The sequence below is a fragment of the Alicyclobacillus hesperidum subsp. aegles genome, from assembly GCF_027923525.1.
Taxonomy (GTDB): Bacteria; Bacillota; Bacilli; order Alicyclobacillales; family Alicyclobacillaceae; genus Alicyclobacillus; species Alicyclobacillus aegles.
Genome location: NZ_BSBJ01000006.1, coordinates 1 through 26,894 on the forward strand (window position 1 = coordinate 1; position 26,894 = coordinate 26,894).

The 26,894-nt window shown below is 52.1% G+C and carries 24 protein-coding genes and 1 tRNA gene; 18 read left to right on the forward strand and 7 right to left on the reverse strand.

Features of this window, described 5'->3' with window-relative positions:
- Window positions 1-1,058: 1,058 nt before the first annotated feature.
- Both QMF38_RS04460 and QMF38_RS04465 read left to right on the forward strand, forming a co-directional pair.
- Window positions 1,059-1,295, forward strand: a complete 237-nt coding sequence (locus QMF38_RS04460) for an indolepyruvate ferredoxin oxidoreductase subunit alpha (protein WP_006446774.1) — start codon at window positions 1,059-1,061, stop codon at window positions 1,293-1,295.
- Window positions 1,296-1,377: 82 nt separating this feature from the next.
- A complete protein-coding gene (locus QMF38_RS04465; RefSeq protein ID WP_058094608.1) occupies window positions 1,378-1,827 on the forward strand; it encodes a hypothetical protein in 450 nt (149 codons plus the stop codon).
- Window positions 1,828-1,905: 78 nt separating this feature from the next.
- On the opposite strand, the gene QMF38_RS04470 is transcribed toward QMF38_RS04465, so the two are convergent.
- Complete coding sequence (locus QMF38_RS04470) at window positions 1,906-4,452, reverse strand: beta-mannosidase (protein WP_058094607.1); 2,547 nt, start codon at window positions 4,450-4,452, stop codon at window positions 1,906-1,908.
- 469 nt (window positions 4,453-4,921) lie between these two features.
- Between QMF38_RS04470 and QMF38_RS04475 the strand changes: the two genes are divergently transcribed.
- The 6 genes from QMF38_RS04475 (at window position 4,922) to QMF38_RS04500 (ending at window position 12,056) form a co-directional block, all read left to right on the forward strand.
- On the forward strand, window positions 4,922-6,649 hold the full coding sequence (locus QMF38_RS04475; RefSeq protein ID WP_058094606.1) for an ABC transporter substrate-binding protein: 1,728 nt from the start codon (window positions 4,922-4,924) through the stop codon (window positions 6,647-6,649).
- A 106-nt stretch (window positions 6,650-6,755) separates the two neighbouring features.
- Entirely contained in the window at window positions 6,756-7,745 is a 990-nt protein-coding gene (locus QMF38_RS04480; RefSeq protein ID WP_040289290.1) for an ABC transporter permease, read from the forward strand.
- Window positions 7,742-8,725, forward strand: coding sequence for an ABC transporter permease (locus QMF38_RS04485; protein ID WP_006446768.1), 984 nt, complete (start codon window positions 7,742-7,744; stop codon window positions 8,723-8,725). The genes QMF38_RS04480 and QMF38_RS04485 overlap by 4 nt, the downstream gene beginning before the upstream one ends.
- The gene (locus QMF38_RS04490; RefSeq protein WP_058094605.1) at window positions 8,712-9,704 is read left to right on the forward strand and encodes an ABC transporter ATP-binding protein; all 993 of its coding nucleotides are present in this window, start codon (window positions 8,712-8,714) and stop codon (window positions 9,702-9,704) included. The genes QMF38_RS04485 and QMF38_RS04490 overlap by 14 nt, the downstream gene beginning before the upstream one ends.
- Window positions 9,697-10,674: an ABC transporter ATP-binding protein gene (locus QMF38_RS04495; RefSeq protein WP_058094604.1), complete on the forward strand. Its 978-nt coding sequence runs from the start codon at window positions 9,697-9,699 to the stop codon at window positions 10,672-10,674. The genes QMF38_RS04490 and QMF38_RS04495 overlap by 8 nt, the downstream gene beginning before the upstream one ends.
- 17 nt (window positions 10,675-10,691) lie before the next feature.
- Entirely contained in the window at window positions 10,692-12,056 is a 1,365-nt protein-coding gene (locus QMF38_RS04500) for a GH1 family beta-glucosidase (protein WP_058094603.1), read from the forward strand.
- Between the two features lie 61 nt (window positions 12,057-12,117).
- On the opposite strand, the gene QMF38_RS04505 is transcribed toward QMF38_RS04500, so the two are convergent.
- Entirely contained in the window at window positions 12,118-12,642 is a 525-nt protein-coding gene (locus QMF38_RS04505) for a CBO0543 family protein (RefSeq protein ID WP_281758823.1), read from the reverse strand.
- A 125-nt stretch (window positions 12,643-12,767) separates the two neighbouring features.
- Here QMF38_RS04505 and QMF38_RS04510 point away from each other — a divergent pair, with 125 nt between their 5' ends.
- Window positions 12,768-13,187, forward strand: coding sequence for a DoxX family protein (locus tag QMF38_RS04510; RefSeq protein WP_083496066.1), 420 nt, complete (start codon window positions 12,768-12,770; stop codon window positions 13,185-13,187).
- A 63-nt stretch (window positions 13,188-13,250) separates the two neighbouring features.
- On the opposite strand, the gene QMF38_RS04515 is transcribed toward QMF38_RS04510, so the two are convergent.
- Window positions 13,251-13,337, reverse strand: a tRNA-Leu gene (locus QMF38_RS04515).
- Window positions 13,338-13,447: 110 nt separating this feature from the next.
- Here QMF38_RS04515 and dapF point away from each other — a divergent pair.
- Window positions 13,448-14,284, forward strand: coding sequence for a diaminopimelate epimerase (gene dapF, locus QMF38_RS04520; protein ID WP_058094601.1), 837 nt, complete (start codon window positions 13,448-13,450; stop codon window positions 14,282-14,284).
- A 27-nt stretch (window positions 14,285-14,311) separates the two neighbouring features.
- On the opposite strand, the gene QMF38_RS04525 is transcribed toward dapF, so the two are convergent.
- From QMF38_RS04525 to QMF38_RS04535, 3 genes are read right to left on the reverse strand one after another with little or no spacing between them, the layout of a single operon-like run.
- Window positions 14,312-14,710, reverse strand: coding sequence for a DMT family transporter (locus QMF38_RS04525; RefSeq protein WP_006446760.1), 399 nt, complete (start codon window positions 14,708-14,710; stop codon window positions 14,312-14,314).
- Window positions 14,694-15,611, reverse strand: coding sequence for a glycosyltransferase family 2 protein (locus tag QMF38_RS04530; RefSeq protein ID WP_058094600.1), 918 nt, complete (start codon window positions 15,609-15,611; stop codon window positions 14,694-14,696). The genes QMF38_RS04525 and QMF38_RS04530 overlap by 17 nt, the downstream gene beginning before the upstream one ends.
- A gap of 24 nt (window positions 15,612-15,635) precedes the next feature.
- Entirely contained in the window at window positions 15,636-16,889 is a 1,254-nt protein-coding gene (locus tag QMF38_RS04535) for a glycosyltransferase family 39 protein (protein ID WP_058094599.1), read from the reverse strand.
- A gap of 326 nt (window positions 16,890-17,215) precedes the next feature.
- Between QMF38_RS04535 and QMF38_RS04540 the strand changes: the two genes are divergently transcribed.
- The 6 genes from QMF38_RS04540 (at window position 17,216) to QMF38_RS04565 (ending at window position 24,817) form a co-directional block, all read left to right on the forward strand.
- Window positions 17,216-17,680 carry a hypothetical protein gene (locus tag QMF38_RS04540; RefSeq protein WP_058094598.1) on the forward strand — a complete coding sequence of 155 codons (465 nt, stop codon included), beginning with the start codon at window positions 17,216-17,218 and terminating at the stop codon, window positions 17,678-17,680.
- A gap of 60 nt (window positions 17,681-17,740) precedes the next feature.
- Complete coding sequence (locus tag QMF38_RS04545) at window positions 17,741-18,604, forward strand: HAD-IIA family hydrolase (RefSeq protein WP_281758824.1); 864 nt, start codon at window positions 17,741-17,743, stop codon at window positions 18,602-18,604.
- A gap of 149 nt (window positions 18,605-18,753) precedes the next feature.
- Entirely contained in the window at window positions 18,754-19,227 is a 474-nt protein-coding gene (gene nrdR / locus QMF38_RS04550; RefSeq protein WP_058094596.1) for a transcriptional regulator NrdR, read from the forward strand.
- A gap of 26 nt (window positions 19,228-19,253) precedes the next feature.
- On the forward strand, window positions 19,254-22,457 hold the full coding sequence (locus QMF38_RS04555; protein ID WP_058094595.1) for an adenosylcobalamin-dependent ribonucleoside-diphosphate reductase: 3,204 nt from the start codon (window positions 19,254-19,256) through the stop codon (window positions 22,455-22,457).
- A gap of 146 nt (window positions 22,458-22,603) precedes the next feature.
- A complete protein-coding gene (locus QMF38_RS04560) occupies window positions 22,604-23,506 on the forward strand; it encodes an SPL family radical SAM protein (protein ID WP_058094594.1) in 903 nt (300 codons plus the stop codon).
- Between the two features lie 339 nt (window positions 23,507-23,845).
- Window positions 23,846-24,817: a cation diffusion facilitator family transporter gene (locus QMF38_RS04565; protein WP_281758825.1), complete on the forward strand. Its 972-nt coding sequence runs from the start codon at window positions 23,846-23,848 to the stop codon at window positions 24,815-24,817.
- On the opposite strand, the gene QMF38_RS04570 is transcribed toward QMF38_RS04565, so the two are convergent.
- On the reverse strand, window positions 24,808-25,134 hold the full coding sequence (locus QMF38_RS04570) for a DMT family transporter (RefSeq protein WP_058094593.1): 327 nt from the start codon (window positions 25,132-25,134) through the stop codon (window positions 24,808-24,810). The two genes, QMF38_RS04565 and QMF38_RS04570, sit on opposite strands and share 10 nt — an antisense overlap.
- Window positions 25,135-25,202: 68 nt before the next feature.
- Between QMF38_RS04570 and QMF38_RS04575 the strand changes: the two genes are divergently transcribed.
- Together QMF38_RS04575 and cls are read left to right on the forward strand one after the other, a co-directional pair.
- The gene (locus QMF38_RS04575; protein ID WP_269744864.1) at window positions 25,203-25,325 is read left to right on the forward strand and encodes a hypothetical protein; all 123 of its coding nucleotides are present in this window, start codon (window positions 25,203-25,205) and stop codon (window positions 25,323-25,325) included.
- Between the two features lie 81 nt (window positions 25,326-25,406).
- Window positions 25,407-26,858 carry a cardiolipin synthase gene (cls, locus tag QMF38_RS04580; RefSeq protein ID WP_281758826.1) on the forward strand — a complete coding sequence of 484 codons (1,452 nt, stop codon included), beginning with the start codon at window positions 25,407-25,409 and terminating at the stop codon, window positions 26,856-26,858.
- Window positions 26,859-26,894: the final 36 nt, after the last annotated feature.

Consider the following 26,894-nt stretch of genomic DNA (forward strand, 5'->3'; position numbering starts at 1 on the left):
CACCTCTTCATCTTGTCTATGTTGTTTGTTCGCACCTACAACTTTCGACAAGAGGAGTGCGGATCTTTTTTATCACCCCTATCAATGACGATTTTTAGTGGCCACTATTGTCGATTCTAACCTGGCCATTTACAAACAGTGGATACAGCGAATTGAGAATGTAAGAATAAGTACATTCGGGGTGAGCCACGTGACAGAAAAGTACCACAACGACTTTAAGCTACATGCTGTTCAACTCGCTTTGGAAGGCCAGAAGCCAAGTGAGATCGCACGCAATCTCGGGATATTCGTGACGAGTTTGTAAGGGTGGATCGCGAAGTATCGCGAAGATCTTAAGACCCCATTCGTTGGAAGCGGGAACCTGAGACCGGACGCGAAAGCGATGTGCGCTCTGGAGCGAGAAAATCGCCAATTGCGAGAGGAGAATGAAATTCTAAAAAAAAATGTGCATCTTCACGGAAGGTAGTGTATGCCTGGCTCCACAAGTACCGCTCCAAATTTCCGGTTCAGAAGATGTACAAAGTCCTCGGTGTATCTCGGAGCAGCTATTACGCATGGCGCGAACGGCCGAAAATTCCTCGCTCCTGCAGTTGGCTATCGGACGTCCGATGACGTCGAACGCCAATATTTCGAGGAACGGTTGAAAGGTGCCGGTGCACATTGCCAAGTGAGTGTTTGACGTGGAGAGGCGGGTATGATAGCCTGGCCGGTCTACCAAGGGCGAGCGTGGTTGCGCTGCGGTCAAAGGCGACATCGTGCCCACATAGGCTACATGTCAAGCACGGCCAAGGCATCGAGTGGGAAATCTTGTACATTCTCAATTTTTATGTGTCCATTGTATTGACTCAATACCAGGATACGGCAAGGCGTCATGCTTTGGCATTGCTGAAGTGAGCACTGAATTCTTTCGTTATTGTGTATTTTCTATTTCCGTGGAAAACTCGATAGGCAGTTCGTAATAAATTGCCACAAAGATTTCGTTTGAGTTTTCCTATACATTTGATGTATATCTCTAATAGGACATCATCCTGACTTTACTCCAAAGGAGGATCATACGAATGCCGTTTGTCATTACCTCGCCTTGCATTGGCGAGAAGGCTGCGGATTGTGTCGAAACCTGTCCGGTTGATGCAATCCATGAAGGTCCAGATCAATATTATATCGATCCGGATTTGTGCATCGATTGCGCTGCGTGCGAGCCGGTTTGTCCGGTTAGCGCGATTTTCCAGGAAGATTTCGTTCCGGAGGATGAAAAGGACTTCATCCAAAAGAATGCTGACTTCTTTAAGAAGTAAGCAGATGGACGGTGCCGTCGGTTCGCAGATGCGAATCGGCGGCTTTATGTTTCATGGAGAACATGTAAGGGAGGGATAGGGTGTGCGAAAACCATGGGTTTGGCCGCTTTGCTGCATATTTCTGCTGACCGCCGGATGTGGCACAGTCCAATCCGACTCAGCGAACACCATGCCAGCGAACCAAACGGTGTCAAGTGACGGAGTGAATCAGTCTGCCAGTCCGTCGGCCAATCAACATTCCGTTGATCCGCATCTTTACCAAGTGTGTGAAACGATTTATCACGGAGTTTCGAAGACGATTGCAGAAAATCGCAATGTCAGTTACGACACACAACTGGAGACCATCACGGATTTAGGTACCCGTAGTGCCCCAAATTCTCCAAACGGCATTCTGTTTGAACAAGCCGAGGCCGTCGTGACGATAGAGGATGCTATCAATGGCGAGGGTGCGCCGGCATCGGCATATAGCAAACTGCAAACCGCATTGGATGCATTAAAAAACTCTTTGCAAAAATACCGCCCAAGTGCCTAAGATAACGCAAGGGTTGCCCATCAAGGCAACCCTTGCACGATGTTCGAGACTATAGGAACATCAGAGCTTTCATGAACATCATTGCGCTACGGCTGTCCAATCACACATGGACGACGCGGTAATGAGTCCCGGTTGCGCAGGCTGGAGAGCAGTTTGACCGGGTTCGCGCCGCAAAAATGTGACCGTCTTTGTCAGCCCCGGAACGAGATCGAAATAATTGTCTGAAAAGACGCCTTCAACAGATGCAGTTAACATCACGCTTTTGGCGAAGACGTTCGTTTCTACCAAGAAGGTCATTCCATTGTCGGGATTTACGGGTCGAACAGTGATGGTTGCCTTGCGTAGTCGCAACTCTTTCACTGAAGTGAAGTAGTGGCATTTTTGATCGAGTGTGTGACCTTGATTCTCGAGTGTAGCCACTAGGACAATTTCAGGCAGAGAACAGCCTGCCGTCCAGTCGTTTTTGTTCAACGAAAACGCAGTCATTACGCGATTAGCTTCGACGTGTACCTGTGTCGTGTGCTCGCGAATCTGTTGGCCATCAAATTGAAACAACTGGACATGTAGTGTAGCTGCGAGATCTTCGCGTCCATCCGAGATGATTTGGACCGCAATGTGTTCATCATCTTCTTCTAAGGATATGGCGATGTCACGAAAGCTTCGCTTTGCATAATACTGTAGCGCTTTCCAGCGTCCGAAATAATCCATGCTCGACCAGGAAGCGACGGGCCAGCAATCATTGATTTGCCAGTACAGACTGCCCATACAGTACGGTTTCTTGCGGCGGTGCGCTTCTATGGCTGTTTGGATGGCCTCAGCCTGCAAGACTTGACTCATCGTTAAAAATGCAGGGAAGTCCTTTGGTGTCGGCAGATAGATGTCCATATACTCTTTAATTAGTCGGTTGCCATCGCCGCTGCGCTGGTGCCATTTCATCACATCCGATTCCAGTTCCATGTCAGCTTCGCTAGCGTAAGATCGCACTGTGCGCAGTTCAGGAAATGACTGAAATCCGTATTCGCTCATGAAACGGCCAAGGTAGACGTTATAGTTAGAGAACGGTTCTACAGCATGCCATACGCCCCAGTAGTGAATATCGCCTCGTGTTGAATCGTTCTTGGCATGCTGATTGATATCTCCCGTGAGTGCTTGCATAGGAGAGGACGGCCAATATGCGGCTCGTGGCGCCAAGCGAGCTACGACATCGGGCAAGAGGCGGTGGAAAATGGCTTCATAGGCGGACCAAATTTCTGCCCGCTGTGTAGAGGTGTACTGTTGTTTCCAACCCCATCCTCCCTGTTCATCGTATTGTGCCCAAGCGGTGTCGATCTCGTTGTTACCACACCACAGGACAATGCACGGATGATTTCGGAGTCGCCGGACGTTGTCCTCTGCTTCTTGTTCCACATTTCGCAAAAACGCTTCGTCGCCGGGATACATGCTACAGGCGAACATGAAATCTTGCCAGACCATAATTCCATATTCGTCGCACAAGTTGTAAAAACAGTCGTCTTCGTATACGCCGCCGCCCCATACTCGCAACATGTTCATGTTGGACTCAGCGGCCGTTACAATTTCATGTCGATAGCGTTCTTCGTCGACTTCCGTGATGAAGCTATCATTTGGAATGTGGTTGGCTCCCTTGGCGAACACAGGGACACCGTTCACTTGAAAATAAAACGAGGTGCCCATTTCGTCATTCGTCTGAACCAGTTGAATATCACGTAGGCCCGTACGCATCGTACGGCTCGCAATTACCGTTCCGGCAATCAACACTTCTGCGCGGAATGTGTATAAGTTGGCTTCGCCATAGCCGCGTGGCCACCAAAGCCGAGGATCTTGGATATCCACAGGGATTGAGTACGTCTGCATGCCTTGGCTAAGTGACACTTGTCTCTTGATGACTCGTCCGTCCACATGCAGTTGAAGAAGGGCCGGGCCATCTACTTCGGAATCGATGTCAATATTCGTTTCTAATATGGCATGCTCAAGTGTAACGCTAGATTGGTGAATATAGACATCTGTGATGCGTGCTTGTGACCAGGCTTCAAGTTTGACAGGTCGCCAAATGCCGCTTGTCACAAGGCGTGGACCCCAATCCCAGCCGTAATGGTAAGGGGCTTTGCGGCTGAATACACTCAGTTTTTTATCACCTAAACCTCCACGCTCTGACTGGTCATTCGTTGCAGGCAGACCATACCCTAAGCGTTCTAGCTTTGGCAAATCTTCTTTAATCGGCGAACGAAGGCGGATATGTAACCGGTTACCATGGGTTTTTAAGAAGCGCTTGACTTCTGTGCGCCATGTCCGAAACATATTGTCGGCCGAGAGAATGAGCGTGTCATTCAGGAACACTTCTGCATAGGTATCCAAACCTTCAAAGACGATCTCGATTTGTGATTCGTTCAACACCTCCTGAGGCACATCGAATACGGTTTCATATAGCCAATCTTGTTTATCGATCCATTGTATCGAGCCCTCATGAGTTCCGTAGAACGGATCAGGTATGAGGCCGTTTGCTTGCAGATCTGTGTGGATGCACCCAGGGACCGTAGCGTTATGCCAATCGATTTCGTTGGCCGCCGAAAAACGCCAGTTGTCGTGAAGATAGAGCGTGGAAGTCATAGTAGCCTCCTAACATTGACATAGGTCGTACAAGCGACATTATACAAAACGGGGCACTATGTTGATAGACGAAACCGAATGTTGCGGCAGTCGTGGCAGCCATGGCGGAAGTTTGGCGTCAATTGCGGCTTCTCCGAGCATAACAGGCATCGACCTACCCATTTTCGGAACCGTTTTCGAACTCGTTCTATATTTTTCTACTCGTTCAACCAAATTTCGCACTTGAAAATGAACAACAAATGATGCACAATAACCATTGTCTAGGGCGAACCGCACTAGTGTTTGTGTCGAAACCGTTTTCGCCAATCGCCGTGTTGTCGCTTGTTGTCCGATTCTATGCAAGGCGAATGCGGGAGTGTGCAGCTACGCGCACCCGGAGGTCAAGGAAAGCGGATTCGGCTTCGTCGAAAACGGTTTCGGGTGAGTCGTGTTTCTGCGCAGTAATTGTTGCAACATTAAAGGGGGACTTATGGTGTCAAACAAACGGATTTTTGGCATCGTTGGCTCGGCAGTCGTTGTCGCACTCGGGGTTGCGGGGTGTGGTACAGCGACGACGAACGCTTCAAATTCTACTTCGACAAGCGGAAATCAAAGTGTTACGACGAGTGCTTCACAAGGGTCGGCCAGCACAAGTAACGCTGTCTTGACGGTGGCTCCCAATGTCACAGGTAGCTTCGCTGACAACTTCAACCCATTTTCGGGAACAAACAGTGTTGATGGAACGCTTGGCAACATTTACGAGACCATGTTCTACTTTGACAATACGACAGGCAAGCAGTTCGATTTGCTCGGTAAATCTTTCGCTTTTAGCAACGGTGGTAAGACATTGACCGTTCAGTTGCAGAACAAGGCAAAGTGGACAGATGGCGTTCCGTTTACGGCGAATGATGTCGTCTTTACATTTGAATCGCTGAAGAAGTATCCGGACGCCGACACGAACGGCATTTGGCAACAGCTTGTAAGCGTTAAAGCACAAGGCAAGTACACCGTCGTATTTAACTTTAAGGCACCGAATATCCCGTTTGCTGAACAATATGTACTCGGTGGGACGTATATCGTTCCGCAACATCAATGGAGCAAGTTGGGTGACCCGGCAAAGGCGAAAATCACACATGCCAACGCGATTGGCACCGGACCGTTTAAAATCTCCTATTTCTCGTCACAAGACTATAAATTTACTGCGAATGAGCAGTATTACGGTGGAGCGCCCGCTGTGAAAACGCTCAATTACCCAGCGTTTTCTAGTAATTCAAGCGCCGACTTGGCCCTTGCAAGCGGTCAGATTCAGTACGCCGGTATCAACATCCCGGACATTCAGAAGACGTTTGTGGCGGCGGATCCGAAGCACAATCACTACTACTTCCCGCCAAACAACCCTGTCGAGTTGTATCCGAACCTGCGCAATCCGCTGTTGGCGCAATTGTCCGTGCGCGAAGCGATTAGTTTGGCTATTGATCGGAACGCGTTGTCACAGAAGGGTGAGACGGGGTACGAACAGCCAGCCGTACCGACCAGCTTGGTCTTGCCGCCGCAAAAGGCTTGGCTTGATCCGAACCTGCCTGCTGCCGATAAGTCCTTCACGGTCAACGACGCCAAGGCCGTCAAACTTCTCGAAGCAGCTGGTTTTAAGAAGGACAAGAATGGCATCTTTGCGAAGGGCGGCCAGGAGCTATCCTTCAATTTGTTGACCGTTTCCGGCTGGAGCGATTGGGATGAGGATGCACTTCTCATCAAGCAGCAACTGCAAAAGGTTGGCATCAACGTCAATGTTCAGCAAGATCAATACACAGCGTACTACAACTCCATTGATCCGGGTGCCGGTCAGACACCACACTTTGATCTCGCGATCTCGTGGACTAACACAGGGCCGACCCCATACACGACGTATTATGACATGCTGGATTCGAATGGCTCGTTTAATATCGAAGGATACAAAAATCCGAGCCTGGATGCGATATTCAACAAGTTCGCGGCAACCTCGAGCCTCAGCCAGCAAAAGCAGTATATGTATCAGGTCGAACGCGTTGCGGCAGAGCAATTGCCTGTCATTCCGCTGTTGGACGGCGCACTCTGGTTCGAGTACAACGACGCGAAGTTCACGGGATTCTCGACCCAGAGCAATTTGTGGATCGATCCATCGCCGTATAACTATCAATCCGCAGCGATTGTCATGGATCGTTTAAAGCCGGTAAATTAAGGTTTGTAACCGCTTTTAGCATCGGCTAGGATAGAATTAATTTTGTGAGGCGGGCGAGAGGACTTTTTCGAACAGTCTTCTCGCCTTTCGAAAAGGGGTGTGATCCATGCGTTACTTCCTCAACCGCTTAGGGTTCTTAATTTTATCCCTATGGGCTGCCGTGACGCTCAACTTCATTTTGCCGAGGTTGATGCCTGGCAATCCGGCGCAGGCGATGATTGCGAAACAAGCCGGCAACATCAATCCATCTGCCCTGAAAGCGATTGAGCAGGAACTTGGATTGTCGAACGGTCCGTTGTATCAGCAGTACTTCCAGTATCTTGGCAATCTTTTGACAGGTCACTGGGGCAGCTCGTTTCAATATTTCCCGACTTCCGTTGTTAGCATTATTTCCAACAGCTTGCCTTGGACAATCATTTTGCTCGGCGTCGTCACCATCATTGCGGTTGTTGTCGGTACCTTGGTTGGGATACTCATCGCTTGGCGCCGCGGTGGCACGGCGGATAACGTCATTCCGATTGTCACGATGTTTGGACAGGCGATTCCAAGCTTCTGGCTGGGACTCATCTGTATTTACTTCTTTGGGTTTATACACCATTGGTTTCCGATGGCGCACGGTTCCGGTGACGATGTGACGCAAGGATACAACTTGCCGTTTATTACGAGTGCGATTTATCACAGTATCCTTCCGGCATTCGTCGTGTTCGTCGGCAGTATCAGCGGATGGATCATCGGCATGCGGAACAATATGATGACCACGCTTGGGGAAGATTATGTTGTTTTTGCAGAAGCCAAGGGCGTGCCAACGCGTCGCTTGATATTTTCCTACGCTGCACGCAATGCGCTGCTACCGCAGTTGACTTCGATCGCGATCGCGCTATCTTCCATTATCGGTGGTCAGATTTTGATTGAACAAGTGTTCTCCTATCCGGGTATCGGTTACGGATTGACGAATGCGGTTTCGAGTGAGGATTATCCGCTCATCCAAGGCATGTTTCTCATTATCGCCGTGACGGCGTTGGTGATTAACTTCATCGTCGATATGTTGTACGGACGTTTGGATCCGCGCGTAAGAAGGAGAGGTGCAACGTCGTGAGTACACAGAGCGTTGCCGTCAATACAACCGCCAATACTCCGAAGCAAAAAGCGAAGCGTAAAAACTCCGCGCTGCAGACGTTTTTTAAAAACCCAAGATCGCTGGTCGGTGTTATTCTCTTTGGATTGTTTGTCGTCATTGCGATATTTGCACCGTTGATAGCGCCATACAATCCTTCATCGACGAACTTCAACATGTTGCAACCGCCTTCAGCGAGCCATATTTTTGGCACGACAAGTCTGGGGCAGGATGTGTTCTCACAATTTATCTGGGGCACTCGCGCGACGCTGATCGTCGGCATTGGGGCTGGCGTGCTCAGTACGATTATCGCGGTGCTCATCGGCGTGACAGCGGGATATCTGGGTGGCGTGACCGATTCGATTCTTAACGCCATCTGTAACATCTTTTTGGTCATGCCTGGCTTGGCACTGCTGATTATCATCGAATCGTACGTCAATAATTCGACGCCGTACATGAACGGCTTGATCATTGCATTGACCGGTTGGGCGTGGGGCGCCCGTGTGATGCGGTCGATGGCGATGACGATTGCAAGTCGAGACTATATCGCGGCAGCTCGGCTGTCGGGTGCATCGACATTTCGCATCATTCTCTTCGAAATTGTTCCGAATATGACATCGGTCATCGCGTCGAACGTGATGTACGCGTGTCTTGCTGCTGTACTTGCGGAATCTGGCTTGGCTTATCTCGGTTTTGAAAATGTGGCTTCCACCAGTTGGGGCACGATGTTGTACTGGTCGTCCCAAAACGGTGCCATGATCAGTGGCGCATGGTGGTGGTTTGTACCGCCAGGTCTCGGAATCGCTTTGCTTGGCACAAGTTTTGCGTTGATGAACTTCGGTATCGACCAGGTGACGAACCCACGCCTTCGTACGTCGCGCAAGAAGAAGGATGTGCAGAAGTTGCTGAAGGAGTTGCAACAGAGCCAGACGAAAGGGGTGTCGACAGATGGCGGACAATAAACCAGTTCTGGAGATTGAGGACCTGTCTGTCGCGTATGTCACAGGCAGCGGACTTGTTCACGCTGTCAACGACGTCAACTTGCAAGTCTACCCAAACGAGATTGTAGGGCTCATTGGCGAATCGGGGTCTGGCAAATCGACGATGGCTTACACCATCATGCGCTTACTCAAGGGCGATGCAGTGGTAACCAAGGGTCGGGTGAAGATCCTTGGCCAAGACGTTTACCAACTCTCGAAGAAAGAATTGCGTCAATTCCGGTGGAGTAAAATGGCGATGGTCTTTCAGAGCGCTATGAGCGCCCTGAACCCCGTGATGACTGTGGAAACACAAATTCTGGATGCTCTGTTGTCTCATCGCAAAGATATGACGAAGGAACAGGCACGGGCCCGCGCCCGGGAGCTAATGGAACTTGTGCGCATTGATCCCAAACATCTGAAGAGTTATCCGCACGAACTCTCGGGTGGCATGCGTCAGCGCGTCGTCATCGCCATCGCGATTGCACTTAACCCTGCGCTCGTGATTATGGACGAACCGACAACAGCTCTCGATGTGGTGGTCCAGCGTTCAATTCTTGATGAAATCCGCAAGATTCAGCAAGAAGTAGGATTTGCCATTTTGTTTGTCAGTCACGACTTCAGCCTTGTAGCCGAATTGGCGTCCAGGGTTGCCATCATGTATGCGGGGCGGATTATTGAAGTCACACCAAGCGATCTTTTGCATCTGCAAGAGAAACACCATCCTTACACAGAAGGCTTGTTGAAGGCGATTCCGGAGTTGACTGCTGAGGACGTTACGATTCAGGGCATCGGTGGCTACCCGCCTGATTTGCAGGATCTCCCATCCGGGTGTGCTTTTCATCCTCGTTGTCCCTATGCGACGGATATTTGTCGGCGCGTGCGTCCGGAAAAGTTGGCTGTCGGCGATAAATTGATCGAGTGCCACCTATTCAGTGAAAAGGAGTTGGTCTCCCATGTCTAATGCGACAAAGACGCCTGCTACCGGGACGGCGCTCCTGGAAGTCAAGGACTTGGTGGTTCACTTTCCGATTGGCCAGGGTCAGTTTATTCGCCCTGTCGATCGCGTCAGTTTTTCGATTGGGCCTGGTGAGGTTCTTTCTTTGGTCGGTGAATCGGGAAGCGGAAAGTCGACGATTGGCAAGGCATTAGTCCGGATGATTGAGCCTGCGGACGGTTCGATTATTGTCGGTGGACGCGACGTGACACACATTCGTGGTCGCGAGATCAAGGAATACCGCAAGGAAGCGCAGATGGTATTTCAGGATCCGTTTGGTTCGCTAAATCCAACGCGATCGATTGAACAGCACTTGGCGTTTCCTGTGCGCAAGTATCGGGCAAACAAGGGTGTCAGCGTCAGTGAACAGATTGATGAGCTGCTGACCAAGGTTGGTCTGACACCGGTTGCTGAGACGCGCCGTAAATTTCCGCACGAGTTGTCTGGAGGTCAGCGGCAGCGTGTGGCGATCGCCCGCGCGTTGGCGGTCAACCCTAAGTTCATCGTGGCCGACGAACCCATTTCCATGCTTGACGTATCGATCCGTGCTGGCGTTCTGAAATTGATGAACGATTTGCGCAATGATCTCAATCTAGCTTTCCTGTATATCACGCATGATTTGGCTTCGGCGCGCTATATTGGCAACCGCATTATGGTCTTGTACGGCGGCAAGGTCATGGAAACTGCACCATCGGCGGAGTTGATTAAAGCGCCGACACATCCGTATACAAGGCTGTTGCTCACCGCGACACCCGGCACGCGCCACCGCGGCCCGTTGCCTGAGACGAGTAATAGTGCACCGAATCTGCTCGAGGGGCGCAAAGGCTGTCCGTTCGCCAATCGCTGTCCTCTCGTGACCGACGTGTGTCGAAACGAGGAGCCACCGTTGCGCGAGTTGTCGAGTGGCCATGCTGTTGCTTGCCACCATCCTGCATAAGGGGGATATGATGATCTATGAGCCAAAACCGTTCGTTTCCGGACGATTTTATCTGGGGCGCTGCGACCGCGTCCTATCAAATCGAAGGGGCCGCTGCAGAAGATGGCAGAGGACCGTCGATTTGGGACACGTTTTCGAAGACGCCGGGCAAGGTATTACACGGTCACACGGGTGACATTGCCTGTGACCACTACCATCGCTACGAATCTGACGTCAAGCTCATGGCGGAATTGGGCATCCGTTCTTATCGCTTTTCCTTGGCTTGGCCTCGCGTATTCCCAGCGAAGGGAAAGGTTCTAGACAACGGGTTTGATTTTTACAAGCGGTTATTGGAGCAGTTGCACAAGCATGGCATCACCCCGGCGGCGACGATTTACCACTGGGATCTACCACAGTGGATTGAAGATGAAGGCGGTTGGTCGAACCGAGCCGTCGTGGATTATTATCTTGAATTTGCAGAAAAGGCATTTCGAGAGCTTGGCGATCAAATTCCAATGTGGATTACGCACAACGAACCTTGGTGTGCATCGTTGCTGAGCTACGGCATCGGCGAGCACGCGCCAGGTTTGCGCGATTGGCGACGGGCCTATCGTGCGGCGCACCACCTTTTGCTCTCGCATGGCGAGGCGGTGAAATTGTATCGTTCGCTCGGGTTGAAGGGCGAGATCGGTATCACACTCAACCTGACGCCCGCGTATCCCGCCTCCGACTCGCCACAGGATGTAGCTGCGGCGGCGCGCCAAGATTGCTTTGCCAATCGCTGGTTCCTCGATCCGCTTTTCAAGGGCGAGTATCCGGCCGAGTTCATGGAGCGGGTGGATCGTTTTTGTGGCGATTTAGATGTGGTCCGCCCTGGGGACATGGAGACCATCGCAACGAAAATGGATTTTCTGGGCATCAACTTCTATACGCGCTCCTTGGTTGCGGATGAACCAAACGATCCGCTGCTTGGCGTGAAGCACCTGAAGACGGACAACCCCGTGACCGACATGGGTTGGGAAGTGTATCCGGATGCGTTGTATGATCTTTTACATCGCTTGCAAAAGGATTACACGGATCTCCCTATCTACATTACGGAGAATGGGGCAGCGAGTGCCGATGTGGTCGAAGATGGAAATGTGCATGATACAGATAGAATCGCGTACCTGCATCAACACCTGGAGGCGGCTCGTAAGTTTATTTCGGAAGGCGGGAACTTGAAGGGATATTACCTTTGGTCCTTGCTGGATAACTTCGAATGGGCTTTCGGTTATACCAAGCGCTTTGGCATCATTTACGTGGACTATGATACGCAAGAGCGCATTCCGAAGGACAGTTTTGCGTGGTATCGCCAGGTGATCGCCGCAAACGGATTGCCAGAAACCGTGCAAGGAACGGTATAATCTCCACAACCAGATTGAAATCGCTTGAGGCCAGTGGGTAGTCATCCCTGGCCTTTTGCGTTTACGTGTCCCATGGCACATGAAACCAGGCGAGGAAAAGCGACATGATGAGTCCAGACAAGCCGACGGAAATCCGCCAGTTTTCGTTGTGAAGCCACATGATGAAGAACATGCAGGCATCCAGTAATAGCGACCAACCAAATGACCAACCGTGACAATAGATAATTTCATGGGTCGCACACAGCAAGGCCTCATAAATTCCGTAGACCGCAAGAAAGCACAAGCCGTAGATGATTTTCGCCATCCGCCGGCGCGGCATGTTCCGCAGAAACAGTAGGGTGGTACAGGGGAGAAGAACAAATATTTGAACCAATTGAGAAAACTTGTCCGTCATCAGCCACCAGCGCGGATGATACCAAAGTGGGTAGCCTCGGCACACGAGATTGTACAACAGTGCGATCACGGTCACCCAAAGCACGCTTTTGCAATATTGAGTAAGACATGGATGTGTTTTTGTAGCGAAAACAATCACGAGAAATATTGCAGAAAAGGACAATATCACCACACGAATCGCCTCAACTCCCATCTTCAAGCGTATCCAGTGTGCCGAGCAACCATGCGGTACACATATGACATTGCTGCGGCCATCCGACTGCGTATTTGCCATCGCTTCCGGAAACACTGCTACTATGTGTATGAGCAAAGGATGGGATGGGCATGGCGCACGCAGGTCTTGCGGATATCGGCTTATTGGTCGTTCGCTTGGTGATTGGTCTGACGTTCATTGGACACGGCACGCAGAAGTTGTTTGGCTGGTTCGGTGGAGCCGGGATCTCCGGGACCGGACAGTGGCTTGAGAGTTTGGGATTTCGTCCTGGTGGCCGAATTTGGGCCGTCGTAGCCGGAACGTTGGAATTTCTTGCGGGCGCTATGCTGTGTGTAGGCGTGTTGTTGCCTGTGGCGGCCGTCTTTATCATCGTAGTTATGCTGGATGCCATCATTACGGTTCACTGGCGCAATGGGTATTGGGTCGATCGCGGAGGATTCGAATACAACGTCGTGTTGATGGCAACCGCGTTTGCCTTAGCGTGTGTCGGTCCGGGGAACTATGTGTTGTTTACGCTGCCGTGATCGGACGATACGTTGCAGTAAACACAAAAGGGACTTCGGAAAAATTCCGAAATCCCTTTTCTATGGTGCGGTCGAGAGGACTTGAACCTCCACGGGGTTGCCCCCACTAGAACCTGAATCTAGCGCGTCTGCCGATTCCGCCACGACCGCGCGTCTCATCGAGGCAACGATTAAAGTATACAAGGAATTTGGGTGGATTGCAACGAATATTTTCGATCGGACGAAAAAATTTTTATGTCTGAAGCCAAGGGGGTTGCCCAATGAGGTTCACCAAGATGCATGCGCTCGGCAACAACTATATCTACGTTTCAACCGCAGAGACACAGCTGCCTTCTTTGGATCTTGCGGAGTTGGCAAGGCGTGTGAGTGACGTGCGTCGCGGCATTGGTTCTGATGGATTGATTGTGATCCAGCCTTCGGACGTGGCGGACGTGGGGATGCGGATTTGGAATGCGGATGGATCGGAAGCGGAATCGTGTGGCAATGGCCTGCGTTGCGTGGCGAAATATGCGTATGAGCACGGGCTTGTCGATACAGGCGTGTTTTCCATCGAGACGAAAGCGGGCGTCGTGGAAGCGCGGGTGCATATGGATCGTCATGGGCGAGTGCCCCTGGTGACCATTGATATGGGGCAGGCGGGTTTTGGCTCGTCTGTTGTGCCTTACACGGGGGTGCATCGCGGAGATGACGTGGCGGTCGATATCGATGGCGTCCCGGTCTGGGGTACGCTCGTCAGCGTGGGTAATCCCCATTTTGTCTCGTTGGTCGATCGCGTCGATGACGAAGAGGTTTTGCGCATAGGGCCCCGCATTGAATCCCATCCGGACTTTCCTGAACGAATTAATGCGGAATTTGTTGCTGTCAAGTCGCCATCTGAGATCGATTTTCGCGTCTATGAGCGCGGGTCTGGCGTGACCTATGCCTGTGGAACGGGTGCTTGCGCGAGCGTGGCCGCCTTGGCGCACAAAGGATTGGTCGGAAGCAAAGTCACTGTGCACCTGCTCGGCGGCGATCTCGATATCGAATTGCGGGATGATGGGCATATCTTGATGACCGGTGAGGCTGTCACGGTCTGCGAAGGAGATTACTTCGTTTGAGTCCATAAAAGTGGCGCTTACCGACCGTCATACGGCGATAAGCGCCACGCCGGCGAGGATGACGCCAACGCCAACCCAGCGCAGGGCAGGAATGTGTTCGTGAAACACGAACATGGATACGAGAATGGCAAGTACATATGCCAAACTTTGCAACGGGTAGAGCAGGCTAAGCGATAGCTTGTTGAGCAGAAAAATCCATATGACAGTAGCGACCACGTAAAGAACAATGCCTGCAATGACCCATGGCGAAAACATCGCGACGACAATGGACCGAATGTCTGTTAAATCGCGATGCTGAAGGCCATACTTCCAGAGCGTTTGTCCTCCTACCAAAAGACATACGTTGGCCAGAATCAATACGACGTACAGCATGGAAACGCGCCCTTTCGCCGTCGGCTGCTGCCGGTCTTCAATCTTTGAACTCATTTTGCAACAGCTCGTAATTGTCCCGGTGGTTGCGGACAATCGTATCCAGAATGAACCCACACGTGAGCGAGTTGGTCGCAAGTACCATCAGACCGACGGCTAATATGGCCGATGGCATCTTCGCAATCCGACCGCTCGCGAAAAACTCGGTAATGACTGGAATGCCTACGGCGAGGCCGGCGATGAAGAAAAGCAAGGCAACCGTGCCGAAGAAGGCGAGCGGTTTATAATCTTTGAAAATCCAAAACACCGTCTTGAGCACGCGGATACCGTCGCTTACGGTATTCAGTTTCGATTCGCTGCCAGGTGGCCGATCTCGATAGCGGATCGGGATCTCGATAATCCGGAAACGCTTGTCCAATGCGTGCAACGTCATCTCTGTCTCAATTTCAAAGCCTTCGCTTTGAATAGGCATCGTCTTGGCAAAACGCCGATTAAAGACCCGATACCCAGTCATGATATCGCGCAGTTGGGATCGGAAGAGGCGATTGATCAAAGCCTTCACAAACTGGTTTCCAAAATTGTGAAACGGCCGTTTGTTTTCACTCGAATACGATCCATCCGAATGGCGATCACCAATGCTCATGTCCGCCTCGCCGGCAGCCACAGGTTGGATTAAATCGTGCACAAATTCGGCGGGATACGTATCGTCGCCGTCGATCATCACGTAAATATCGGCGTCGATATCGCGAAACATGGAGCGTACGACATTGCCTTTTCCTTGGCGAACTTCTCTTCGCACGATGGCACCTGCCGCGCGCGCGATATCCGCTGTACGATCCCGGGAATTGTTATCGTACACGTAAATATCAGCATCAGGCAATTCCCTTCGAAAGTCGGCAATTACCTTGCCGATGGTCAGTTCCTCGTTGTAACACGGGATGAGTACCGCAATCCGCATTGAGTTTTGTTCCTCCGTTTGTCGTTAGTCCCCTTGCGAAGTTGGTGTAGCACCGCGTCTGCGGAGCCAAAGTTGTTGTAGTCCATACAGCACGACGCCCACGCCGAGAAAGAAGAACGGCATGGTTGGGTAGGCATAGCGATTGATGGGAATGAACGGCAGTTGCACGACGATGAGAAAGAGCGCAAGTGCCGCAATCCACCGCAAATACGGGAACCATGCGCTCATCAGAAGGCCAATCGCCCCGACGACGACCCACAAGATATGCAGGTGAGCGTAGGCAAAGGTGGCACGCGTAAGCAGTCCCGCGTGTTTTGCCAATGTCGAATTATACCAGGGTGTGCCGAATAACAGACCAATCTTGTCGAGAGTATACCATTTTAAATACATCAGTGGGTGAGTATGAAAACCTGCTTCGATCCGATGGATAGCCAATGCCTTTTGCTGTTCTAAAGATAATCCACTACTTAAAGAGACGTCCTTTTCAAAATTTGGGTCCGAACCATACAACAGTGGATTCGCCGAGTCGAGATCCGTCAGGATCAATTGGTGCATGACCACGGCATTGCGGATCCACCAAGGCAGCATGAACAACACGAAAACGCCGACATACGAGGCGAATTCGCTTAGCCAGTGCCGCCATTGCGTGCGGACTGCGCGATCAAACAGCAAGAGCAACGGCGCCACGGCAAGCGGCATGACGCTTGGTCGAACCAATGTGGTCACGGCTAGCCAAAAACCTGCCACGGCAAAATGCCAAAGCGTTTTATCGCGAATGGCTGTGAGGAACGCAAAGGTAAACGCCAAGAGACAAGGAATGTACAGGTTCTCGGTAAGCAGCTGATTGTTCGCGTAGATGACAGGCGGATACACGAGCCAAAGCAGGGCTCCGATGAAGCTGGCCCAGCGTGGAAGGCAAAAGCGCATCAGCCTATACACGAGCATGACGGTGACCACGGAGAGCAGGTGTTGTACCGTCTGTGCCGTGTGCATAGCCACCTGGTGACTTTGCGAGAACAAGGAAGCAAATCGGTAAATAAGGGACAGGAAGAGCGGGTATCCGGGCGTCACTTGCGCCGCAGGTCCCCAACTCCAATAGGAGTATAGATGCAAGGCGTTGAGCACGGTGGCTGAGTGATCGTAATAATACGCGTCCCCAAAAAGCATCACCGGTTGTTTCCACGCACTTACGATGAAATACATATGAAACAACACTGCGAGCACAAGTAAGATAAGGCTCCAGAGCCACGTCTTTGATGCAGAGTGTGTGGGGGTCAAGTGCGAGATTCCTCCTCAAGATTTGCTCGTTGCAAGCAGTCTCGTCTCTGATGTAAGTGAACTGATTTGGCGCAACGAGCGGTTACAGACGTTGTTCTGTCAAAAACGCGTATGTATGCGGCCGTGTTTAGCCCATTTCGACCGTGACAATGGCCGCTGCACGGCGAGATGACCCGTGACGGGCCAATGGGTAGCCAGCTTTCATGTTAAAAGTTTGCGTGATTCCGGTCAATTTGATATTCCGTGAAGTTCTTTCAGAACGGTGACGACGTAGGCATGGGGGTCATAGGATGGGCCAGAGATGGCCGGCGAAGGGGCGAATGTCTATGTCAGAGCAAGATTTGCCTGTACGGATGAGGCAAGTATTACAACCGTTACATCCGGTTTGGGGGACACCTTTACGCGATTTGCGCCGTTCATTGTACGCAGAACAGGTGATATCAGCGCTTATCGATGAGCTTCACGTCTGCGAGTATAGCGCGAAGATGACGGCAAAGTTGGCGCTGATCCAACAGGAGACGAGTCGCATGCGGGTTGTCGCAATCGGTCACTGTATACGTTTGCACTTCATACCGGACGAGGCGCCAACTGAACAGGAACGCACGCGCCAGTTGCTCATCATGGCCATGCGCCGTGCCAATGAAGCGGATGACCATGCGGAAGGCGAACTCACCGGACTCCGAAAACCCAATGTAGAGGCGGAGTGGCTTCGTTCGTTAGAGTTGTGGCATCGCGAGCGGAGGCGTTGGCTGCATAAGGCACTAGCAGCCGTCGCGCGGGAGAAGGAGTGAGCAGTGCGTGGGTGAGCGTGGTACACTTCTTCTGACTCTTGTACGGAAGGACGTGTACACATGTCAGGCCAGCCACTCCAATTCGATATGTCCACATTGCACAAAGGCATGTTCAAAGGCGGTTCATTTGAGCTCGCGCTTCTCGATCTCGACGGTACTTTGTGGCGCGGCAGCGACGTGATTGAGGGGGCGCCGGAGTTTGTCGAGCGGTTGCGACATTCCGGCATACGACCAGTCTTTTTTACCAACAATTCCTCGCGGACGCCGGAGGCTGTGGTTGCTGCATTGCAGCGCATGGGCTTTACGGCGTCGGTCGACGAAGTCTGCACGTCGGCCCAGGCTGCAGCTGACGCCGTTTCGCAGCGGGTACCAAAATCGGGCGCGATCGTCGCATATGTGGGGGGAGAAGGGTTGCGCGAGGCGCTGCGGAAAGCCGGATTCGACGCGCGTCGAGCCGACGGGAAGGACATTCGCGAACCGTGGGTGAAGCTAGCACAAGCGGCGGCAGTTGGGCTCGATCCAGGTGTGACATATGGCGATCTCGCCGTCGTATCTCGTATTGCCTATCGAGTAGGTTGGTTCGCCTTGACGAACCCAGACGTCCGACTTCCTGTCGAGGACGGATTCATGCCCGGCAATGGCGCGATTGGGGCATTTGTCGCTGCTGCCTCAAGCGCCGAGGTCGTGGTTACAGGCAAACCGGACCCTTCGTTTGTGCGATATGCTTTGTCGCGATATGGCGTGCCAGTGGAACGAGCCTTCATCGTCGGCGACAATTTGCACACGGACATTTTAGCGGGCAATCAAACGGGGGTCTACAGCGTATTCGTCCGCTCTGGCATCAGTGGAGAGCCGAAAGATGGCGATCCGCAGCCCGATTTGATCGTGGATTCGGTAGCAAATCTTTTTCGACAAAACGCTTGAGAGATTGTGATAAAACCGCGATTTTATGCGGTTTATCGGCGATCTCGCCACGTCTTGTCACACGCACATCTAGCGTGTATAATGCGATTGTTTCTTTAGTGACACCACATATGTGGGTGTTTGATGGACGAGCTAAGGTGGTGACTGGGGTGAAGTGTCCGTACTGTGACGCTGAGAACACGCGTGTTGTCGAATCGCGTCCGGGGGAGGACGGCAGCACCATCCGGCGCCGTCGCGAATGTGTCAACGAAGGTTGTGGTCGCCGATTCACGACGTATGAGCGCGTTGAACAAAGGCCGCTCATGGTGGTTAAGAAAGATCAGGAGCGAGAGGAATTTTCGCGTGAAAAGCTATATCGCGGTCTGATGCGGGCGTGCGAAAAACGCCCCATTTCGGTCGAACGGCTCGAATCGGTATGTGCTGATATTGAACGGGCGTTGCGCATGGAGTACGAGCGGGAAGTGCCTTCGTCGGCCATCGGCGAGCGGGTGATGGACGCATTGCGGAAGCTCGACGGGGTTGCCTATGTACGATTCGCTAGCGTATATCGCGAATTTCGAGATGTGGAAACATTGGCTAAGGAAGTACTTTCACTTTTGGGAGAAACGGGAAAGGCGCGCTGACGGGGTGCGCGGGATGGAGGATACATATGTCGAATGCAACGGAGACGCCGATGCTACAGTTTAATGAAGACGACTATTTAGGTCCGACCGGCGAGAAAATTTTGGCGGATCGCTACCTGCAGAAGGATGTGCGCAAAGACTCACTCGCTGTGGGATCCCTTGTGGTGGCCGTTTTGGACACGAAACGTGCGTATCACGAATTGGCCCGCGTCGTCGCCATTGATAGCGAAGCGGCTCAAGTGACAGTGGAGTTGCGAGATGGCGTTCAGGAGACGCTGCCGTTGCATCAGGTGGATGTATTGCTGGAAACGACGCCGCGCGAAATGTGGCGCCGTGTCGCCCGCGGAGCTGCTGCCGTGACCAATGATCCGGCGCGTTGGGAAGAAGCGTTCTATCAGTTGCAAAACCGTTGGCGCTATGTGCCCGGTGGTCGCATCAATGCGTCGATGGGGACAGGCATGCAGACGACGAGCTACAACTGTTTTGTCATCCCTAGTGTTGGACCCACGCTTCGCGATTACGCCGAATCTTTTGGACAGACACTCGAGATTCAGGCTCGCAGTGGCGGCGTCGGGATGAATTTGTCGCGCATCCCACCCCAAGGTACGCTCGTGCCTGTGTCGAGTGCGTCACGCAAATCCGAGCTTTGTCTGGTACTCGATGTGTGGCATGGTGACGTGTTCGATTTCCTTGAGGCAGACTATCCGCATTCGACCAAAGTGATACGCATCAGTCAGGCGTTTCTAAGGGCTGTGGAGGAGGATGCTGACTGGACGTTCCAGTTTCCTGACACTTCAGTTGAGAATTACGACGAGCTTTGGGATGGTCGAATCGAAAACTGGATTGCAGCCGGACGCCCGGTCATTGAATCTGGCACGGTCTCGGCGCGCGAACTATATGATCAGATCTTGCAAAGCGACGTTAAGGTGCTTCCAGAAGTGGTGGGTGTGGTTCTCTATCCCGGAGATCAGCGTAGTACCATTGCATCGACGCTAGGTGATATGTGGGAATGTATGCGCGAGGGTAAACGGGTCAGCGTGATTTTGTCCTCACTGCGCCCGCGTTACAGTTATGTTCGAGGGGTAAACGGCCGTTCCTCTGGCGCGTATTCGTGGGGGCAGCTGTACGATAAAGGAAATCAAGTGTTTGGCGACGGCTTCGGACCTGTCGGCGTCGGGGAAATTATGAGTGTCGGATGTCAACTGACATTGCAGGGTGGATCCCGCCGGGGCGCGCTCATGTTGATTTTGAACGACCGCCACGCAGACATTTTGCGCTTTATCCGAGCCAAACAGGTCGATGGTGTCATCACTGGTGCGAACATTAGCGTTGGCATTTCCGAGCGCTTCATGCAAGCAAAGGCCGCTGACGAGCCGTGGCAAATCGGCTTTGTCACGGGAGAAACAGCACAGACGTTCGATGGTGACTTCGAGACTTGGCTGGCTGACGGAAAGCCGTTTGCAGCGACGCAGACGCTTTCGGCGCGTGAGCTCTGGGATGAACTGTGTTTATCTGCCTGGAAATCAGCTGAACCGGGCGTCGTCTTTCTTGGACGTGCAAACCGGATGAGCAACTCTTGGTATTTCAATCCGCTGGTCGCCACGAACCCCTGTGGTGAGCAACCCTTACCGGCAAACGGCATTTGCAACTTGGGCGCCGTCGTCTTGGCCCGTTTTGCCAATGGGTTCCGAGACAGTGGGGTACGTACGGAGTTCCAAGATAAAGAGCGGGAAAACTACGTTCGTTCCTGTCTGCGAAAGCATTTTTCGGAATCTGAAGCCGAGTTTTTACTCCATCACATTCGTTGGGAGGAACTTGAGCAGACCACGCGCAGCGGCATTCGCTTTCAGGACGCCGTGATCGATGCGACATATTATCCATTTGAAGAAAATCGGATCAATCAGATGTCGGAGCGTCGTGTCGGACTCGGTATCATGGGTTTACATGATTTGATGCTTTACTGTGGCGTCCGATACGGTTCTGATGAAGCCGTGAAACTCATTGACGCTGTACTGGGGCTGATGGCGGAATGGGCATATCTCGAGTCAGTAGAGCTGGCGAAAGAAAACGGACCATTTCCGAAGTTTGACGCCGAACTGTATTTGCAGTCCGGGTTTATGCAACAGATGGCCGCTCTGCGTCCGCACGTCGTCGAGGCAATCCGCCGCTTTGGCGTGCGCAATGTGACGACCATGACCATTGCACCGACAGGCACGACAGGCACTATGGTTGGTTGCTCGACCGGATGTGAACCATATTATGCCTGGACATACTTCCGCAATTCTCGCCTTGGCATGTTTGAGGAGCACGCATCCATCGTCGATGAGTACTTCCAGACGCACCACGGTGAGAAGGAATTGCCTTCCTACTTCGTCACGGCAATGGAATTGACACCGGAAGAGCACGTTCGCGTGCAGGGCGCCTTACAGAAGTGGATCGACAGTTCAATTTCCAAGACGTGTAACGCGCCTAACTCGTACACGGTCGAGGATACGAAGCAATTGTACGATCTCGCTTACGAACTCGGTTGCAAAGGCATCACCATTTATCGCGATGGTTCGCGTTCGGAGCAGGTTTTGTCGCTGAAGGCTGATGAAGAAGATGCTACCGAGGAGAACCATGTGCAGTCGGGGCGGGAGCAGTCATCCACACCCGAGCGTGTGGCAGCACTTGCAGCGATGGCTGGTTACGTGAAGCGCAAGCGGCCCGATGTGTTGTACGGTGCGACATACCGCAAGGAAACGCCACTTGGCAAGGCGTTTATCACAATTAACGACGATCCCGAGACACATGTGGCAACAGAGGTGTTCGTCAATATTGGCAAAGCGGGATCGGATGTCTATGCGGCGAATGAGGCATTAGGTCGTGCCATCACACTATATCTCCGCGATTCGAACAATCCTCATCGCGAGGCGGAACTGGTCAAGCATTTCTCAGGGATTGGCGGTTCGAATGCCGTTGGCTTTGGTGATCGTCGGATTACATCGGTTCCGGACGCGATTGCGAAGGCGCTGATTGAGCATGCTGAGACGTTCCCAATGCGTCAGCTTGCGTATCATGAGTGGGCCAGCGGTCAGGAGACGGTCACGACAGAGCAGGTGCAACCAGAGCGGGTCGAACTGCGTTCATATTCAATTGCAAAAGACTGGTGCCCTGAATGTCATCAACACACCTTGATTCGCACCGGTGGTTGCTATGAATGTGAGGCATGCGGTTATAGTAAGTGTTAACCGTACGGAACTTACATGTTTGAGCGGTTACGGAGATTGGCAGAGCGTAAAAACAGGCGTGGGGAGCGTTGGTGCCCACGCCTGTTTGTCCATTGTTTGTCCATGATGTTCAATTCAGCCGCGCATGCGAGGAAAGGCGAGGCGGTATGAAGCCTGAGTTCAAGCACATTGTTGCGAAACGAATTCTAACCGAGGCCAAGGGATATTTGGACGTTGGCTTCACGCACTCATTAAACCCGTATCGTGGTTGCGCTTTTGCTTGTGCCTATTGTTATGTGAGAGAAATGCCGATTCAGAAATTTCACACTGTCCCATGGGGAGAATGGGTCGACGTGAAAAGCAATGCGGCTGAAAATTACAGTATGGAAATGGTTAAGCTCCGTAGGAAGCAGAAGCCCGTCAATATCTTCATGTCCTCGGCGACCGACCCTTACCAGCCGATTGAACGTCAGGCTGGAATCACAAGAGCACTGCTTGAAACGATGTTGAAGTATCCGCCCGACGTGCTTCAAATTCAAACGCGGGGACCGCTCATCACAAGGGACATCGATCTTTTAATTGAACTCAAGAAGCGCTGTGATTTGCTTGTGTCCATGACCGTCGAGACCGACCGAGACGATATCAGGCGAATTTTTGCTCCGTTTGCGCCAGGCATACGAGCAAGGATCAAGGCTTTACAGCAACTGCATGACGCTGGAATTGCAATACAGGCCGCCATCTCTCCGGTACTGCCATTCTCTGCGGAATTTCCGAAATTATTGAGTGGGAAGGTGGATCGCATCTGGATCGATACGCTAAGCATTGGGGATGGATCCTTTGGCAAGCGTTCCGTACGACTTGGAATGCCCAGACTTTTTGATGAACATGGGTTGTCCAAGTGGTATCGACCAGATTTACATATCGTGGTGGCCAAGCATTTCAAGAAATATTTTTCCGAATCGATGATTCGGGTCTCGAGGTCAGAGGCTTTTCCGGTAGCGGGCGGGGGACGAGAGAAAAGTCCTCGCAGGGACGTGGCGCAAGGACCGTCACATCAGGATATGGATTAGACATGAACGAAAGCGCTTCGTTCCTCCATTTGCGAAGGCTCTTCCATCCATCCATATCCGTAGTAACATGGTTTTTTGCTGATATGTGATCCACAGCGTGCCTAGTTCAGAAGACGTGATTGGTTCCATTGGTTTCAAGCATACTCCCCCCATTGGTCTGAGCTAGGTTCATGGTTTCCCTGTACGTGTAAAGCATGCGTTTTGACATGTGGGATGTTTTTCACAAGGGTATTGCACCACGCCACGCGAAAGAATATGGTGAGATTGACAAAATGCATCGGTCAGCGGATCCATGAAGCGGGTTCGGTGCATGGATACACGACGAGGAGTTTGCGCATCATGATGAACCACACGCACGACGCACATGCACATCACCATCATCACGATCACGGTGTCTTTCATACACACGCACCGGCCGGCAAAATGCGCAGTGCGTTTTTCCTAACCGCATTGATACTCGCTGTTGAAATCGCCGGCGGTTTATTGTCGGGCAGTCTCGCACTGCTATCCGATGCGGGTCATGTGCTGACAGACATCGCTGCCATCGGCTTGTCTTGGTACGCATTAAAACAGGCCGAGCGCCCAAGCAATCAAAGGATGACCTATGGGTATCATCGCGCCGGAATATTGGCAGCTTTTTTAAACGCGATTACGCTGATTCTGATTGCGATATGGATTTTGGTTGAGGCGTATCGGCGCTTTCAGACTCCAGAGACCGTACAGCCAATCTGGATGTTTATCAGTGCGGGGATCGGCCTTGTCATCAATCTCTCGATGGGGCTGACCATGCATGGTAGCGACAATTTGAACGTCCGTAGTGCGGTCCTGCATATGCTCGGCGATGCCGCAGCCTCGGCTGCGGTGATCGTGGGCGGCATCGTGATCGTCATCACAGGCTGGTATGTCGTCGATCCGCTGTTAAGCGTGTTGATTGCTTTACTGGTTGCATACGGTGCTTGGCGAATTGCACGCCAAACCATCGTCATTTTAATGGAAGGAACGCCATTGGACGTCGATCTCACGACAGTAGCCGACGCGATTGGGTCTGTTCACGGCGTGTACAACGTGCACGATTTGCACGTCTGGACCATCGCAAGCGGGCGCAATGCGCTCTCATGTCACATTGCACTCGATGGCGCCACGACGATCACGGAGAGTCAGTCGGTGATCCGGGAAATTGAACATCGGTTGCTGCACTTAAATATTGGCCATGTGACGATTCAAGTGGAAGATCAGAACCATCCTCATGACCAAGCCGTCTTATGCGCAGGCAGCGACTTGGGGGAAGGGCATCACCACCATCATGAATGAGAAGTGGGAGACAAATTGAGGATGATGACGCCTGCCACGATTAGTCCCAGACCAATCGCCGCGGGAATGGAAATGGACTGCTTCCACACCAACAAACCAATCACGGTCGTGGCCGCTGTGCCAATACCCGACCATATCGCGTATGCGGGGCCGAGCGGAATGTGTTTTAATGCCTGGGACAGTGAATAAAACGACAGCGCGTACCCCAGAACGACGCCGATGCTCGGCCATAACTTGGTGAAACCATCTGTCACTTTGAGCAACGACGTTGCACAAATCTCACTCGCAATGGCGACGGCTAGAAAAAAGTAAGGCATGTTATCTACACCTTTCTGAGTGTGCCATAGCCTCTTGTCCGGGCATATGCTGATGGCAAGAGGCTGACGTGGAGGATCGACAAGCGATGTGGCGTGGCATACAACAAGATTACCTGAAATGGATGGCTGTCGCCGCCTTTTGTGTCGCATTCGCGCCAGTGGTCTACACGTACTGGCGGGCACGTGCGTGACGAAATGTTCGTCACGCACTGGTATGCCGGACAAGCTTAGCATTGTTAGACGATGTACTCAGGATTGGAGTTATCGCCATCATGTCGGTTTTACATCTACTGTATGTTGTCATCTTCGTGGTCGATGTTGGAACGGCCGCGGTCATCATTTTTGTCGAACGTCACAACGCCGCTGTCACTTGGGCATGGCTGATGGTTCTTCTGTTTATACCGATTGGTGGTTTTCTTCTCTATGTGTTGTTTGGTCAACATATCAGTCGCTTTCGTTTAGCTCGTTTTCGCTTGCGCAATGCAACGTGGGTCGCCCGCCTGGCTGAGCGGCAGCAACGGCAGCTCGCCCAAGGTGGGGGCATGCAGTATAACGATCCGGCAGCAAAACAATACCAAGATTTAATCGCCATGAACCTGACGACCGCATACGCGATTTATACGCAAGACAACTCGGTGCAGGTATTCACCAACGGCAAGGATAAATTTGAAGCCCTGCTGGGGGATATAGCTCGCGCGCAGGATCATATTCATCTTGAATACTATATTTTTCGCCCAGATGGCCTTGGCGAGCGGCTTGTAGCGGCACTTGCCGAGCGCGCCAAAGCTGGCGTGGAAGTTCGATTGCTCTACGATGCTGTCGGCTGTGCGTGGACACCCAAATCATTTTTCCGCCGTCTCGAGGCGGCTGGGGGACAGGTGGCTGCCTTCTTTCCATCTCGCATCCCGTATATCAATTTGCGGATGAACAATCGCAACCATCGAAAGGTCGTCGTGATCGACGGGAAAATTGCCTACGTGGGTGGATTCAATGTTGGCGACGAGTACTTGGGGCGCGTCGAGCGCTTCGGATTCTGGCGAGATACACATCTGCGCATAACGGGTAGTGCCATTGTTGAACTGCAATCCATCTTTTTGCTTGATTGGAACTCTTCATCTCGAGATCCCATCGAGTTTGAGGACCGCTATTTCAGACGGGCGCAGTCCAGCCTTGGCGGCGTCGGCATGCAGGTGGTGGCGAGTGGTCCGGACACTGCGTGGGAGCAAATTCGCAATGCATACATCAAGATGATCTATGCTGCCAAACAGAGCATCTACATTCAAACACCATACTTCATCCCGGACGACAGTTTGCTGACCGCGCTCAAAACGGCGGCACTCTCCGGTATTGACGTCCGTGTCATGTTGCCGCAAAAAGCTGATCACATTTGGGTGTTTTGGGCGTCGCGCTTTTATTTGGGGGAGTTGCTGCAGGTTGGCGTGAAATGCTACTTGTATGGCGATGGTTTTTTACATGCGAAGACGGTGGTTGTCGATCGCGCCGTGGCCTCGGTGGGGACCGCGAACATCGACATCCGCAGTTTTAAACTCAATTTCGAGGTCAACGCCATTCTCTACGATCGCGCTAAGGCGGGCGAGTTGGCCGACATTTTTGAGCAGGATCTCGCCAAGTGTGATAGATTGACATTGAAGATGTACAATGGTCGACCGCGCTTTGAACGTATCGCAGAATCGTGTGCGCGACTGCTGTCGCCGATTCTCTAAAGAGGCGGGCGCCATGTATGTAAATGACCTGGAGTG